The organism is Streptomyces marianii (assembly GCF_005795905.1).
In the GTDB taxonomy this organism is placed as follows: domain Bacteria; phylum Actinomycetota; class Actinomycetes; order Streptomycetales; family Streptomycetaceae; genus Streptomyces; species Streptomyces marianii.
In genome coordinates this window covers 4,297,872-4,311,915 of sequence record NZ_VAWE01000001.1, presented here as the reverse complement: position 1 = coordinate 4,311,915, position 14,044 = coordinate 4,297,872, and the positions used below count along the sequence as shown (strand labels likewise).

Annotated in this window: 13 protein-coding genes; 9 read left to right on the top strand and 4 right to left on the bottom strand. The window is 70.9% G+C overall.

The window, feature by feature from the left end:
- Nucleotides 1-244: 244 nt before the first annotated feature.
- The 3 genes from FEF34_RS19305 (at nt 245) to FEF34_RS19295 (ending at nt 2,131) form a co-directional block, all read left to right on the top strand.
- Entirely contained in the window at nt 245-787 is a 543-nt protein-coding gene (locus FEF34_RS19305; RefSeq protein ID WP_234042457.1) for a site-specific integrase, read from the top strand.
- A 127-nt stretch (nt 788-914) separates the two neighbouring features.
- Nucleotides 915-1,151, top strand: a complete 237-nt coding sequence (locus FEF34_RS19300) for a hypothetical protein (protein WP_138054278.1) — start codon at nt 915-917, stop codon at nt 1,149-1,151.
- Entirely contained in the window at nt 1,148-2,131 is a 984-nt protein-coding gene (locus tag FEF34_RS19295; RefSeq protein WP_138054277.1) for a serine hydrolase domain-containing protein, read from the top strand. Before FEF34_RS19300 ends, FEF34_RS19295 begins: the two co-directional genes overlap by 4 nt.
- Nucleotides 2,132-2,697: 566 nt before the next feature.
- Here FEF34_RS19295 and FEF34_RS19285 read toward each other — a convergent pair.
- Nucleotides 2,698-2,889: a hypothetical protein gene (locus tag FEF34_RS19285; RefSeq protein ID WP_026165024.1), complete on the bottom strand. Its 192-nt coding sequence runs from the start codon at nt 2,887-2,889 to the stop codon at nt 2,698-2,700.
- Nucleotides 2,890-3,091: 202 nt separating this feature from the next.
- On the opposite strand from FEF34_RS19285, the gene FEF34_RS19280 reads away from it, so the two are divergent.
- Nucleotides 3,092-4,225 carry a glutathione-independent formaldehyde dehydrogenase gene (locus FEF34_RS19280; RefSeq protein WP_138054276.1) on the top strand — a complete coding sequence of 378 codons (1,134 nt, stop codon included), beginning with the start codon at nt 3,092-3,094 and terminating at the stop codon, nt 4,223-4,225.
- 138 nt (nt 4,226-4,363) lie between these two features.
- Here the strand turns inward: FEF34_RS19280 and FEF34_RS19275 are convergent, their stop codons facing one another.
- Complete coding sequence (locus FEF34_RS19275; protein WP_138054275.1) at nt 4,364-5,779, bottom strand: S1C family serine protease; 1,416 nt, start codon at nt 5,777-5,779, stop codon at nt 4,364-4,366.
- Nucleotides 5,780-6,065: 286 nt separating this feature from the next.
- On the opposite strand from FEF34_RS19275, the gene FEF34_RS19270 reads away from it, so the two are divergent.
- From FEF34_RS19270 to FEF34_RS19260, 3 genes are all read left to right on the top strand, one after another.
- On the top strand, nt 6,066-6,857 hold the full coding sequence (locus FEF34_RS19270) for a glycerophosphodiester phosphodiesterase (RefSeq protein WP_138054274.1): 792 nt from the start codon (nt 6,066-6,068) through the stop codon (nt 6,855-6,857).
- A gap of 93 nt (nt 6,858-6,950) precedes the next feature.
- Entirely contained in the window at nt 6,951-7,553 is a 603-nt protein-coding gene (locus tag FEF34_RS19265; protein ID WP_138054273.1) for an ATP-binding protein, read from the top strand.
- A 222-nt stretch (nt 7,554-7,775) separates the two neighbouring features.
- Nucleotides 7,776-8,747 carry a DUF5926 family protein gene (locus tag FEF34_RS19260; RefSeq protein WP_138054272.1) on the top strand — a complete coding sequence of 324 codons (972 nt, stop codon included), beginning with the start codon at nt 7,776-7,778 and terminating at the stop codon, nt 8,745-8,747.
- A 283-nt stretch (nt 8,748-9,030) separates the two neighbouring features.
- Here the strand turns inward: FEF34_RS19260 and FEF34_RS19255 are convergent, their stop codons facing one another.
- Together FEF34_RS19255 and FEF34_RS19250 are read right to left on the bottom strand one after the other, a co-directional pair.
- Nucleotides 9,031-9,585: a hypothetical protein gene (locus FEF34_RS19255; protein WP_138054271.1), complete on the bottom strand. Its 555-nt coding sequence runs from the start codon at nt 9,583-9,585 to the stop codon at nt 9,031-9,033.
- 158 nt (nt 9,586-9,743) lie between these two features.
- Nucleotides 9,744-10,454, bottom strand: a complete 711-nt coding sequence (locus FEF34_RS19250; RefSeq protein ID WP_138054270.1) for a bifunctional DNA primase/polymerase — start codon at nt 10,452-10,454, stop codon at nt 9,744-9,746.
- A gap of 452 nt (nt 10,455-10,906) precedes the next feature.
- Between FEF34_RS19250 and FEF34_RS19245 the strand changes: the two genes are divergently transcribed.
- Both FEF34_RS19245 and FEF34_RS19240 read left to right on the top strand, forming a co-directional pair.
- The gene (locus FEF34_RS19245) at nt 10,907-12,418 is read left to right on the top strand and encodes a PP2C family protein-serine/threonine phosphatase (protein WP_171053311.1); all 1,512 of its coding nucleotides are present in this window, start codon (nt 10,907-10,909) and stop codon (nt 12,416-12,418) included.
- Nucleotides 12,419-12,522: 104 nt separating this feature from the next.
- Nucleotides 12,523-14,013 carry an aminopeptidase P family protein gene (locus FEF34_RS19240; RefSeq protein WP_138054269.1) on the top strand — a complete coding sequence of 497 codons (1,491 nt, stop codon included), beginning with the start codon at nt 12,523-12,525 and terminating at the stop codon, nt 14,011-14,013.
- The last annotated feature ends 31 nt before the right edge of the window (nt 14,014-14,044 follow it).

Genomic DNA, 14,044 nt, shown 5'->3' with positions numbered 1-14,044 from the left:
GTGATCGCGCGGGCGACCTGTCTGCCGGGCGGCGGCCTGGCGCAATATCAGAAAGCGGCCCCCTACCTGGCTGATGCCTGGCGTATGACCCGCGTGTCAGCACTGCCGGGAGACAAGCCCGGACACGTCATGCTGCGCGGGGTGCGCGTAGACCCGCTGATCACGCCAACGACTCACGTGCCCACCGACGCCGGGAGTGTCTAATATCAACGACACACCCACTACGGCCAACCGCCCTGGGGAGGTGGCCAATCTCCGGGAAGAAGACTTCACCTTGTCCGAAGAGGGCTGGGGAGAAGTGCTGCTGTCCACGAGCACACCCCGCGTCGGCTCCGGGTGGACCGACACAGGCGAGTCGTTCGATACGCGCGGCCTGAAGAAGCGGGCCCGCAAGGCAACCCGGCCTGTGCCGATTCCCCCCGTGCTCGTGCGCCTGGTCCGCGAGCACATCAAGGAGTTCGGCACCGCTGAAGACAGCCGGCTGTACCCTGCGGCCCAGGGTGGCGGCCTGCTGTCCAAGGAGTACGGGGAGGTTTGGAAAGCGGCTCGACTCGCGGTGCTGACCGAATCCGAAGCGGCTTCCCCCCTGGCTGACGTGCCGTACTCCCTGCGTCATCTGGGCGTCTCGCTCTGGCTTGAGTCCGGCGTCTCCCCAGCAGAAGTCGCACGCCGGGCAGGCCACAGCATCGCAGTCTTGTTCCGCTTCTACGCCAAGGCCATCCACCGCAATCAGCAGCGCGCGAACGAACAGATCGAGAGGGCCTTGGAGGCTGACGACGGCGAATAGACCGGCGGCGCTTCGACCACAGGCGCCATCCTCACCCCTACCAGGAAGAGGGTGGCGCCTTCTCGCCGTCTCGGAATGGCGTCAACTTTGATTGACGGACTGGGTTGTGGTCAACCATGGTTGACGCATGGATGTGAAACAGTTGACCGAACTCGCGGCGTCGACGACCGACCACGACCCGTTGGTGGGATTGGGCGCCGTGGCGCAGCTCCGCACCGAGATGGAGCGCATCGAAGCTGTACTGGTGCGCCGCGCCCGCAACAACGGCACCACGTGGCCGCAAATCGCTGCCGTCATGGGCGTCTCGAAGCAGGCGGTCCACAAAAAGCACGGCGGCCGACGCCTGTTCGACGGTCGGTCATGACCGCCGCGATCCATGGCGACGAGAGGCTCGCTGCCAGGCTCGGCGAACTATTAGGCCCACGCCACCCCGTCGCCGCGGCGGCCGTGGTCTCTCCTCGTGGCATGGCAGTGGTCGGCCGCGGCACCGACCTCAACGCCGACTTCGAGATCGGCTCGATCTCGAAGGGCGTCACCGGGCTGCTGTACGCCGACGCGCTCACCCGAGGCGAGATCGACCCTGATGCGACCCTTGGCGAGCTGCTGCCGCTGGGCGACGTCCCCGCCGCGCGAGTGACACTGCGGTCGCTGAGCACGCACCGGTCCGGCCTGCCCCAGCTGCCCAAGTCCGCGCAACCATGGCGGCGCACCATCGCCCTGTGGCGACGCGGAACCAATCCTTACGGCGAGGATCTCGAACAGCTGCTCGACCAGGCCCGGGACGTTCCGCCGGGCAAGCCGCGGCCCCGCTACTCCAACTTCGGGTTCGAGCTACTCGGCCACGCCCTCGCCCATGCCGCCGCGACGACCTACCCCCAGCTCGTCCACCGGCGCGTCGCCACCCCGCTGAAACTCGACTGCTTCTATGCCCCGGGCACGGTCGACCAACTTCGCCTCGGCGCGCTCAACGGCAGAAGCCGCCGGGGGCGACCGCGGCAACCCTGGACCGGCGAGGGACTCGGACCGGCAGGCGGCATCCGGGCCTCCATCACCAGCATGGCCCGCATGACAGCAGCGATGCTCGACGGCAGCGCCCCGGGCATCACCGCACTCGATCCGATCGCCCCGTTCGGCACGGACGCCTACATCGGCGCCGCATGGATCACGGTCCAGGTGAAAGGCCAACCGATCACCTGGCACAACGGCGGAACCGGCGGCTTCCGGTCCTGGCTCGGACTCGACCGCAGCACCGGCACTGGCGTCGTCATCCTCTCGGCCACCGCCGCACCAGTCGACCGTCACGGGTTCGCACTTCTGGCTGAGCACAGCCGCGACAACGGCTGATGACACACGGGACGCCCCTTAGCCGTGTTTGAGACTGTCGGCGGTGCGGGGCAATGCGGCTGGTCTCCGGCGGCCTGGCGGAGGAGTTCGAGCGGTTGCGAGCCGAGCCGGCTACCGCGTGGCGCGCTGGGTGTATCGACCCGCGGGGTTGTCGACGCGTGTCAATACACCCAGGCCGCTGACCAGCAGGTTCCCGGCCCCCGTCCGCCGGTTCTTGGTCCACGCCTGGTCCACACGCACTGATCCACAACGCGACACGGCCGGATCAGAGTGAGACAGCCTCCACGCAGAAGGGGCACTCCTTCTGACCAGCACGTCTGTGACCTGCGGAGGTGGTGGGATTCGAGCCCACGGGGACGCTTTCACGTCCTCACGTTTTTCAAGACCGTTCCCTTAGGCCGCTCGGGCAACCCACCTGCGCCCCGCTTCACCTGCTGCGGGGCGGGCTACAGCCTACCGGCTCGCGGATCTCCCGTGAGGCGGCCCGGGAAGAGTCGCCCGGAGGTGCCGGACCCGGTGGGGCAGGGCGTGGCTCGGCCGTGGCCGAGCGTCGGCCCGGCGGTGGCTCAGCGGTCGGCGATGTCCTCGCGGAGACCGTCGGAGAACTCCCACCACGAGAGGGGAAGCCAGTCGCCGTCGACAAAGGCATCCACCGTGGCGCCACGACCGCGGACCGTCACCGTCGTACCGGCCGGGTACGTGGCTCCGGAGAGGCCCGGTACGGGGACGAGCAGGGTCCCTAGCCTCTGTGCTGCCACTTTCTCACCCTCCCGTTCGGTTGACTCGGTGCGGTACCTGGAGGCACCACCCGGCGTGGGGATTCCTCCTGAGATTACCGGCTTGTCCGATCCTTCGGGCCGGAGAATCATGAGACATGTGCCACAAGTGGGTCACCAGTGAAAGGGAGGGGTGGGGGGCGGGGGCATAGCCACGCACGTATCGCCAGCGGAGGTCACAGCTATGAAAGCCGTTGTGTACAAGGAACCGTTCGAGGTGGCCGTCGAGGACGTCGAGATGCCGCGGATCCACCACCCGAACGACGTGATCGTACGGGTCACCTCCACCGCGATATGCGGCTCCGACCTGCACATGTACGAGGGCCGTACCGCGGCGGAGCCGGGCATCGTCTTCGGCCACGAGAACATGGGGATCATCGAGGAGACAGGTGACGGCGTCACCTCGCTGAAGCAGGGCGACCGGGTGGTCATGCCCTTCAACGTCGCATGCGGGTTCTGCATGAACTGCGTGGAGGGGTACACCGGGTTCTGTCTGACCGTCAATCCCGGGTTCGCCGGCGGCGCTTACGGCTACGTCGCCATGGGCCCCTGGCCCGGCGGCCAGGCCGAGTACCTGCGTGTCCCCTACGCGGACTTCAACTGCCTGAAGCTGCCCGCGGGGAACGAGCACGAGACCGACTTCATCCTGCTCGCGGACATCTTCCCCACCGGGTACCACGGCTGCGAACTCGCCCAGGTGCGCCCCGGCGAGAGCGTCGCCGTGTACGGCGGCGGACCGGTCGGCCTCATGGCCGCGTACTCGGCCCTGCTGCGGGGAGCCAAGAAGGTCTTCGTCGTGGACCGTGTCCCCGAACGCCTCGAGAAGGCACGGGAGATCGGCGCGACGCCGATCAACTTCGCCGAGGGCGACCCGGTGGAGCAGATCAAGGAGCAGACCGAGGGCATCGGCACCGACAAGGGCGTGGACGCGGTCGGCTACCAGGCGACGGTGCGCGACACGGGACGCGAGGAGCCCGCGACCGTGCTGAACTCGCTCATCGGCACCGTCAGGGCCACCGGAATGCTCGGCGTACCCGGGCTGTACGTACCCTCCGACCCCGGCGGTCCGGACGAGCAGTCCAAGCACGGCATGCTCAGCGTCGCGATCGGCAGGCTCTTCGAGAAGGGCCTGAAGATGGGCACCGGACAGTGCAACGTGAAGCGCTACAACCGGTACCTGCGCGACATGATCATCGAGGGCAGGGCGACGCCGAGCTTCGTCGTCTCCCACGAGCTGCCGTTGGACCAGGCCCCGTCGGCGTACGAGAAGTTCGACAAGAGGGTCGAGGGCTACACCAAGGTGGTGCTGCACCCGTAGCACCACCGGGTCGGCCACGGCTCCCCGGCGGCGACGCACGGCCACGGGGAGACCACGGGGGCAGAACCCCACGACGAAGGGGCTGCCGAGTGGATCGGCAGCCCCTTGGTCCCGTTCACCGGCCGGAAGCCACCCGGGTCAGCCGTCACCCTCGCGCTGGCCCAGCGTGACCGTGGCCGTGACCTCCCGTCCGTCCCGCTCGTAGGTGATCCGGACCTGGTCTCCGGGCTTGTGGGTCCAGATCTCGCTGATGAGCGTCGGACCGCTGTCCACCGGCTTGCCGTCGAACTTGGTGATGACGTCGCCGGGCCTGAGCCCCGCCTTGGCCGCCGGGCCGTTCGGGGTGACGGCCGCCGTGCCGCCCGCGCCTTCCCGGGCGATCGTCGCGCCGCCGCCCCTGTCCGTCATGTTCACCGTCGCCCCGATGACGGGGTAGACGGGCTTTCCCGTCTTGATGAGCTGGTCGGCAACGTTCTTCGCCTGGTTGACGGGGATGGCGAAACCGAGGCCGATGGAGCCGGCCTGGGACTGCTGGCCGAAGCCGTTGCCGCCGCCCGCGGACTGGATCGCCGAGTTGATGCCGATCACCGCGCCGCGCGCGTCGAGGAGCGGACCGCCGGAGTTCCCGGGGTTGATCGAGGCGTCGGTCTGCAGCGCGCTCATGTACGAGTTCTTGCCGCCGGAACCGTCACCCGAGGCCACCGGCCGGTTCTTGGCACTGATAATGCCCGTCGTGACCGTGTTGGAGAGGCCGAAGGGCGCGCCGATCGCGATGGTCGAGTCGCCGACCGCGACCTGGTCGGAGTTGCCCAGCGGCAGCGGGTCGAGCCCGGCGGGCGCGTTCCGCAGCTTCAGCACGGCCACGTCGTAGCCCTGGGCCCGGCCGACGACCTCGGCGTCGTACTTCTTGCCGTCGGAGAAGGTCGCGGAGAGCGTGCCGCCGTCGGCGGCGGAGGCCACCACGTGGTTGTTCGTGAGGATGTGGCCTTCCTTGTCGTACACGAAGCCCGTGCCCGTGCCGGCCTCGCCCTCGCTGCTACCGGACTTCGCCTCGATCGTGACGACACTGGGCAGCGCCTTGCTCGCCACGGCGGCGACCGTGCCCGGGTCGCGCTTGAACCCCGCCGGGGCCTCGCCGGCGGCCACGGTCGTCGAGACCCCGCTGTCGTTGCGCTCGGCGGCCCAGTAGCCGATCCCGCCCCCCACACCACCGGCGACGAGCGCGACGACGAGGACGGACGCGATGATCCCGCCGGACCGCCTGCGCGGCCCGTGCGGACCGGGCGCGGGCTCGCCCCATGACGAGACGGGCGGCGGGGGCGGCGGCCAGCCACCCTGCGGGTACGGGGCCGTGGCGGCGGGGGAGTGGTCGCCGGGTGCGGATCCATGGGCGGTGGGCGGGACCGGGGGCTCGGGGGGCACCGCCCGGCCGGGCTGCGTCGGGGCGTCCGCACCGGCGGGCGCGTGCGCGGCAGCGCTTTCGGGAGCAGCCGCCGGCACAGGAGGTACGGACGGGCCCGCGTGTGCCGGGGTGCCCTCGTTCTCAGTGCTCACAGCTTCCTCTTCCTCGATTCCACGATTCGGCGGTCCGCGGTGGCGCGGCACCGCACCGATGCGCTGCAGACAGCTTTTCCCACAGCCTGTCAGGCCACTGTAAGCAGGACCTGTGTCTCTGTGCCTCTGTGCCTTTGTGCGCCTCCCCTTCCCTCCGCTTCCCAACCTCTCCGCCTCTCCGCCCCTCGGCTTCTCCTCGTCTCGGACATCGCGAACATCGCCAACATCGCGAACATCGCGGGCAGGGGCGGGGCGCCCGCCTTCCGACGGATGACACCATGACGCGGTGACTCAACACCGGATCCAGGTCGTCGCCCACCGAGGCGCCTCGGAGGACGCCCCCGAACACACCCTGGCCGCCTATGTGAGAGCCATAGAGGACGGGGCCGACGCTCTCGAGTGCGATGTGCGCCTCACGGCGGACGGACATCTGGTCTGCGTCCACGACCGCCGGGTGAACCGCACCTCCAACGGCCGGGGCGCGGTCTCCGCGCTGGAACTCGCGGACCTCGCCGCGCTCGACTTCGGCTCCTGGAAGGACAGCGAGGAGAGCCCGGACTGGAAGGATCCCGGTTTCACCTCCGTGCTGACCCTGGAGCGACTGCTCGAACTGGTGACGGACTCCGGGCGGCGGATCGAGCTCGCCATCGAGACCAAGCACCCGACCCGCTGGGCCGGACAGGTGGAGGAGCGGCTGGTCCGCCTGCTGAAGCGCTTCGGTCTGGACGCCCCGGCGGCACCCGACGAGTCCCCCGTGCGCGTCATGAGCTTCTCGGCCCGCTCGCTGCACCGGATCGCGGACGCGGCGCCGGGCCTCCCGTCCGTGTACCTGATGCAGTTCCTCCCGCTGCGTGCGCGCGAGGCACGGCTGCCGGCCGGCGCCCGGATCGCGGGCCCGGGGATCCGGCTCGTGCGCAACCACCCCGCCTATGTCGACCGGCTGCATGCGGCCGGTCACCAGGTGCACGTCTGGACCGTGAACGAGCCGGCCGACGTCGAGCTCTGCGCCGGGCTCGGGGTCGAGGCGATCATCACCAACCGCCCGAAGCAGGTCCTCTCCCAGTTGGGCCGTCTCTGAGGGGCAAACGGGCCGTACCGGAGGCTCCCGCACCGCGACCGGACCATTACAGGGAGTGCTCCGGCGCGTTCGATCCGTGTGCGAACGTGACGAGTGCGTCACCAGACGCTGATTGGCCGGTTTCCGGTCCAGGCCATTGGGGCATCCACACCGTGGCGTGGGGCGAAGGAGGTCTCGGGGGTGGCGTTGGTGGTGGCACAGGAGGTGCCCACGTCGTCGAGCATGGCCGTACCCCATGGCCCTGCGGGCGTGGGTGAGGCGAGGCATCGGATGCGTGAGCAACTGCGGCGCAGCGCGGTGCCCGAATCGGTCGTCGACGATGCCGTTCTGATCCTTTCCGAACTGCTGAGCAATGCCTGCCGACACGGCAGACCGCTCGGGCAGCACGCGGAGATCGGCGACGGCGACATCCGCGCCGCTTGGCGTCTCGACCCGTCGGGCGGGCTGACCATCGAGGTCACGGACGGGGGCGGTCCCACCCGCCCGGTTCCGTCGACCCCCTCGGTCACGGCGCACGGCGGCCGCGGGCTCAACATCATCAGCGCGCTCGCCCGCGACTGGGGCGTACGGGACAGCGCGGCCGGCGAGGTCACCGTATGGGTCCTCGTCACCGAAGGGCATCGCCGCGACGATTTCGCTACGCGCGTCACCGGTCCCGGCTTCGAGTTCGCGGACGCCTACGAGGAAATGGACTGAGGTCCCGGACGCCGTCCGCCCAGGCCGGACCGGGCACTCTCCCGAGGTCACGGACCGGACACCGCCCACCAGCCTGTCCGCGGGCAACCCGGAAGACGCCCTTCCGGCGGGTTCGGCGGGGGCGGGCACGCGACGTGAAGCGCCGCTGTGACCGCTGCCACGGCCGCAACGGCTAGGCTCGCGCCCGAGACAAGCACGCCGTCATCGGGAGAGAGCCACATCATGGCCAAGAAGCGCCCCCAGACGAAGGCCGCCGCCAAGCCACAGGTCACCGACGGTGAGATCCCGGTGGTCGGCGCCCGCGAGCCCTGCCCCTGCGGTTCGGGCCGTCGCTACAAGGCCTGCCACGGGCGGGCCGCCGCACACGCCGTGACCGAGCTGGTCCAGCGCCCCTTCGAGGGGCTTCCCTGCGAGGGCGACTGGGTCGCCCTCCGCGAGCTGGTGCCCGCCGCGACCGTCGCCCTGACCCTCAAGGACGGGCTGCCCGAGGACGTCCCGTCGCTGACGCTCGCGACCGTCCTGCCCATGGCGTGGCCCGCGCTGCGCCGCGAGGACGGCTCCGTCATGCTCGCGCTGCAGAACGACACGCCCTCCGGCGACCTCAGCCGCGACCTCGCCGACACCCTGCAGCGCGCGCTGACCACGAAGCCCGGCAACGCGGTGCCCCCGCGCCGCGCCCCCGGCGACGGTCCGCGGCTGCAGGACCTGATCGACGCGGACGCCCCGTTCGAGCCGGTCGTCCACAGTGGTTTCGAGTTCTGGATCCCCGAGTCGGTGGAGACCACGAGCGCCGAGGTGACCGCTTCGCTGGAGCGCGCCAACGCGGCCGCGATCCCGACCGCGAAGCTGTCCGGCGTGGACGCCGCGTACTGGTGCGAGACCCCGGAGAAGAACCATCTGCGCTGGGTCATGCCGCACTCCGAGGAGCGCCTGCTGGACGCGCTCGCCCGACTGCACGCGGCCGGCGCGTCGACCCTGGGTGAAGGCACCCGCCTCGTCGGATCGTTCCGTGCGCACGGTCTGGTGGTCCCGGTCTGGGACCTGCCCGGCGGCATGGGCGCCGAGGAGTGCGAGAAGCCGGCGGCGGAGTTCGCCGAGCGGCTCGCCAAGGCACTCTCGACGGACTCCCCGCTCACGGGCGAGGAGCGCCGGGCCCGCAGCGGTCTCACGAACCGCCAGGTCACGCTCAGCTGACGGCGGTGTCACGGGCCGTCCTCGCGCCCTGCCGACGACAACGGTGACGGGGCGGCGGCTCCGGCCGCCGCCCGCCGCGGTACGACGCCCACCACCCCATGGCGAGTGATCCCCGTCACAACCGGCCCTGCGGGGCGATAATTCGCTGTCCGAATACCCGAGATCGAATTTGCGAACAGCAGATCTCTTGTTACCGTTCTGGAAGCCCGGTCGCTGGTGCATCCCCCGTCGCCAGCGACCGGGCGTCTCTATTTCCCGCAATGACCCCGGGGTCCGCCCGGGTTCAACTGCTCCCGGAGACCGGTGAGTTGCTCCCCGCGCGCAGCAACAGCGGATCATCTCCGGCTTCTCCGGAACGTGCGAACTCCGCGATCGCGTAATAGCCGCCGACTTCGCCCCGGGCCTTCTCACGCGGTGTTTCGCAGACTGCGGGCTCATCTCCCGGTTCGGCCGCGCAATGCGCGCGTACCGTCCTTCCGCCCGGCCCCATCAGGCTCAGCACGGGCATGATTCCTCCGCCCGTCGCGTTGCGGTAGTACGTTCGCGCCCAAGCGTCCGGGCCGTCGGTCAGGACGCATGTCTGTGCTTCGATGCCGTGCGGTGAGATCACTTCGGGGCCGCAGTGTTCGCTTGTGCGTCGGGCGCCGGCGGCGTCGTCAACCGCCTCGGACGCCTGCCGTGGACCACGCGGGGCATACATTCCGGCCACACTTGCCGACCACCCCGCCCTCTTGCCATTCGCCGTCGCGTCGGCACCTTCCGGCGCGGCGGAGGCGGCGAGCGGCAGCAGTGCGGCACAGACGACGGCGAGCGCGATCCCGGTCAGGCGCTGATTCATGTGGGCCGAAGATATCGGCGGACGGCGGCGTCCGGATCCGCGTCCGCCCCAATTCCCTTGTGACGGGGCCCGGCTCCTACCCGAACGAGTGAGTCTCCGGGCCCCCGCCCGGTCGTCCGCGCGACGGCGGCGCCCTTCGGTACGGGAGAGGGCGGCCGTCAGTACGCGAGGCGGGACCCTTCCCCGGTCTCCGGAGGCGTCACACCCGAGGGGGTGCTGACGCTCGCCTCGACTAGGGCGTCCACCACGGCTTCCACATCGGGCAGCCAGGGCGCGGCCGAGCCGGGAAGCGGGGCCCGCTCCCAGCGGACCTGGCCCGTGCCTGTCTCCGAGGGCGGCAGCATCAGATAGCCGCCCGAGCCGTGGAAGCGCAGCGAACTCGGCACCCGGTCCTTGGCGTGCAGCAGCTCGCCCAGCTGCTCCATCGAGTACGGGGCGACGAGCAGCGACCACCGGGTCGGCGTGGCGACGACCGGGCCGAGTCTCATCCCCATCCGATCGAGCGCGGCGAGCGCCCGGGCCCCGGCGACCGCCGGCAGGCTCACCGCGCACGGCGCGCGGCCTCCCGTGGCGAGCACGATCGGGGCGGTGGGCCGCTGGGTCCACCACCAGCGCACCATCCGCTCGTCGGTGGTCGCCGCCAGGAGCCCGGGGTCGAAGGGGTGCGCGCCGGGTACGACGCACTCGCGGTCGGGGCAGGCACAGCCGCGGACGCGATCGGCCCGCCCGCCGCCGGTCGTGAGTCCCACACCGGGCAGCACGGGCCATTTCCATACGGTGGCGCAGGTCAGCGCCGCGTCGAGTTGAGGAGCAGGCCTCCCCTTGCGCCAGAACCGGAGCCTGCGTCGCCTTCCGAGGATCTCGCGCATGAGCGCTCGTTCCTTTCCGTTGAACGCCGAGGTCCATCACACCATGTGTGCATCACTTGACTGTGCGTACAAAGCGGCGTCTCGCCGCCCCTGCCGTATGCACGGGCGGCCTCATGGGCTCTGTCCATTAAACGCGTGGCGAGGGGTGGCGCGCGCATGGCGCTTGCTCTCCCGCTGTACTCGTACCGCCACTCGGGACGGGGCGGCGGCCCACGACGGTTAAGACGCCCGGGCTCCCCGCCAGGTTCCGGGGCGGTCCCAACTGCCCCTGGCCATCACCGTTTACGTACCCATCACGCCCGGGATGACTCCCGCCTCGGGCTTCGCCTCGGACTTCACCCTGGGTGGGATCCCCATGCCGAACGCCTTCAGTCGACCGCAAATCGCGTTCATGGGGGGCATTTTTTGGCCAAGTTACCAACCCCATGGACACCAGCGATACCACCAGGACAATGCTGGACATCCCCCTTTGTCTGCGTGTAGATGTGGATGCAGTGATAGCGGCGCAGATTGACATGGGGGTTTGCGATGCTATTGAGCAGAACGCACCAGCCGGACGGCCGGCTGCCATGAGCGCCCCTCACCTGCCGAAAGTGGCTGGAATCGACTCAGCGGTTCCGCCCTCCGCGCACACTGCCGGACCGCTCGCCCCCGATCCCGCGCCCGGCGCGGTGATCCAGGACCGGCTGGCCGGCTGGGTCTCCGACCTGACCACGCTCCACGAACTCACCGAACGGCTCGCCAGGACCGGCACGCTGGACGAGGCACTCGACGAACTCCTGCTCGCGGGCGCCGCCCTGGTCGGTGCCCGCCGAGGCATGGCCGTCCTCGAACCGGCCGACGGCCGCGGGCCCGCCGGCACCGTCGGACTCGGCCTGGCCCGCGCCGACCTGGGCCACATCGAGACCGTCCCCCGCAGCGCCACCGGGTACGGCCGGATCCTCGACAGCGGGACGGCCGGCGTCCCCTCCCCCGTCGTCCAGGCGGACCTCTTCCACGAGGAGGCGCTCGACCCGCTCCACCGCGAGGTCGCCGCCCGCCTCGGCTACGCCGCGAGCTACGCCCTGCCGCTCGCCACGGAGGAGGCCGGGAGGCTGGGCGTCGCCGTCTGGTTCTACGACGAGCCCGCCGAACCCGTGGACCGCCAGCGCCATCTCGTCGGCCTCTACGGGCGGTACGCCACCGAGCACCTCGCCCGGCTGCTGGAGCTGGAGCGGGCCCGCCGGCAGATGGCCGTCATCGCCGAGGAGCTGCTGCCCAGCAGGCTGCCCCGGATCCCCGGGGTACGGCTCGCGGCCCGCCATCTCACCGGACCGCGCGGCGGTGGCGAGTGGTACGACGCGCTGCCACTGCCCGAGGGCGCCCTGGGCCTCGCCGTCGGTTCGGTCTCCGGTTCGGGACCGAGCGCGCTGGCCGCCATGGGCAGGCTCCGGGCCAGTCTGCGGGCGTACGCGGTGATGGAGGGGGAGGACCCCGTCGCCGTGCTCTCGGACCTGGAGCTGCTGCTGAGGCTCACCGAACCGGCCCGCTCGGCGACCGCGCTCTTCGCGTACTGCGAACCCGCGACGGCGCCCCATGCCGAGGGCTCGGGCAGCAAGATCGTGCTGGCCGGCGCCGGGCACACCCCGCCGCTGATCGTCGGGCAGCACCGCACCGAGTTCGTCGAGACGTCGCTGTCGGCGCCGCTGGGGATGCTCGCCTGCTGGGAGGCGCCCAGCGTGGAGTTCTCCCCCGCCCCAGGAGAAACGGTGCTGCTCTACACCGACGGTCTGCTCCGGCGCACCGGCGATCCGATGGACCGGGCCTTCACCCGGCTGCACACCGCGGCGGCGAGCGTGCCCAAGGCCATGCGCCACGACCCGGGCGCGGTCGCCGACCACGTGCTGCGCACGGTGCTGCCCGGTGGGCTCGACGCCGGTGCGGACGGCGAGGACGTGGTGATGCTGGCTGCCCGGTTCGAGTGACGCTCCGGTGACGCGGGCCGGGGGCCGCAAGGCTTCCGGCACCGTCGCGGTGCGACCGTACGATGGGTGGGGGTTCAGCGTCGTACCGACTAGGAGGCAGACCCGTGGCAGAGGAGCTCACCCCGGAGACCCCGGAGAACGAGTCCGACCGCACCGCCGAGGCGGAAGGGACCGAGGAGCCGATCAAGCAGCGCAAGAACGGCCTGTACCCGGAGGTCTCCGACGAGCTCGCGGAGAACATGAAGTCGGGCTGGGCCGACACCGAGCTCCACGGCCTGGAGCCCGTCGCCCAGGCCGCGCACACCGAGCGCCGCCGCGCCGCCCTCTCCGCCCGCTTCCCGGGCGAGCGGCTCGTGATCCCGGCGGGCAACCTGAGGACCCGCTCCAACGACACCGAGTACTCCTTCCGCGCCTCCACCGAGTACGCCTACCTCACCGGCGACCAGAGCCACGACGGCGTCCTGGTGCTGGAGCCCACCGCCGACGGCCACAAGGCGACCGTCCACCTGCTGCCGCGCTCCAACCGGGAGAACGGCGAGTTCTGGCTCGACGGCCAGGGCGAGCTGTGGGTCGGCCGCCGCCACTCGCTGACCGAGGCGGGGCAGCTGCTGGGCATCACGGCCGAGGACGTGCGCGAGCTGCCGCAGAAGCTGCGCGAGGCGACCGGCCCGGTCCGCGTCGTCCGCGGCCACGACGCCGGCGTCGAGTCCGCCCTGAACGACAAGGTCACCGCCGAGCGCGACGAGGAACTGCGCGTCTTCCTCTCCGAGGCCCGCCTGGTCAAGGACGAGTTCGAGATCGCCGAGCTCCAGCGGGCCTGCGACGCCACGGCCCGCGGCTTCGAGGACGTCGTCAGGGTTCTGGACCGGGCCGAGGCCACCAGCGAGCGCTACATCGAGGGAACGTTCTTCCTGCGCGCCCGGGTCGACGGCAACGACGTCGGCTACGGCTCGATCTGTGCGGCCGGTCCGCACGCCACCACCCTGCACTGGGTCCGCAACGACGGTGCGGTCCGCTCCGGCGAGCTGCTGCTCCTGGACGCCGGCGTGGAGACCACCGAGCTCTACACCGCCGACGTCACCCGCACCCTGCCGATCAACGGCCGCTTCACCGAGCTGCAGCGCAGGATCTACGACGCCGTGTACGAGGCGCAGGAGGCCGGCATCGCCGCGGTGCGGCCCGGTGCCCCCTACCGCGACTTCCACGACGCGGCCCAGCGGGTCCTGGCCACCCGGCTCGTGGAGTGGGGTCTGCTCGGCGACCTCGACGTCGAGAAGGTGCTCGAGCTCGGCCTCCAGCGCCGCTGGACGCTGCACGGCACCGGGCACATGCTCGGCATGGACGTCCACGACTGCGCGGCCGCGCGCCGCGAGACCTACGTCGCGGGCACGCTGGAGCCCGGCATGTGCCTGACCGTCGAGCCCGGTCTGTACTTCCAGGCCGACGACCTGACCGTGCCCGAGGAGTACCGCGGCATCGGCGTCCGGATCGAGGACGACATCCTCGTCACCGAGGACGGCAACCGGAACCTCTCGGCGGCGCTGCCGCGACAGGCGGACGAGGTCGAGTCGTGGATGGCCCGGCTCAAGGGCTGATCCCCGCACCCTCCGTACGGGCCGCGCGGCC

What these genes read in the sequence shown, in the direction of transcription:
- FEF34_RS19300 (WP_138054278.1), top strand. Translation starts at nt 915, where the DNA reads ATGGATGTGAAACAGTTGACCGAACTCGCGGCGTCGACGACCGACCAC.
- FEF34_RS19295 (WP_138054277.1), top strand. Translation starts at nt 1,148, where the DNA reads ATGACCGCCGCGATCCATGGCGACGAGAGGCTCGCTGCCAGGCTCGGC.
- FEF34_RS19280 (WP_138054276.1), top strand. Translation starts at nt 3,092, where the DNA reads ATGAAAGCCGTTGTGTACAAGGAACCGTTCGAGGTGGCCGTCGAGGAC.
- FEF34_RS19260 (WP_138054272.1), top strand. Translation starts at nt 7,776, where the DNA reads ATGGCCAAGAAGCGCCCCCAGACGAAGGCCGCCGCCAAGCCACAGGTC.
- FEF34_RS19255 (WP_138054271.1), bottom strand. Translation starts at nt 9,585, where the DNA reads ATGAATCAGCGCCTGACCGGGATCGCGCTCGCCGTCGTCTGTGCCGCA.
- FEF34_RS19250 (WP_138054270.1), bottom strand. Translation starts at nt 10,454, where the DNA reads ATGCGCGAGATCCTCGGAAGGCGACGCAGGCTCCGGTTCTGGCGCAAG.
- FEF34_RS19245 (WP_171053311.1), top strand. Translation starts at nt 10,907, where the DNA reads ATGCTGGACATCCCCCTTTGTCTGCGTGTAGATGTGGATGCAGTGATA.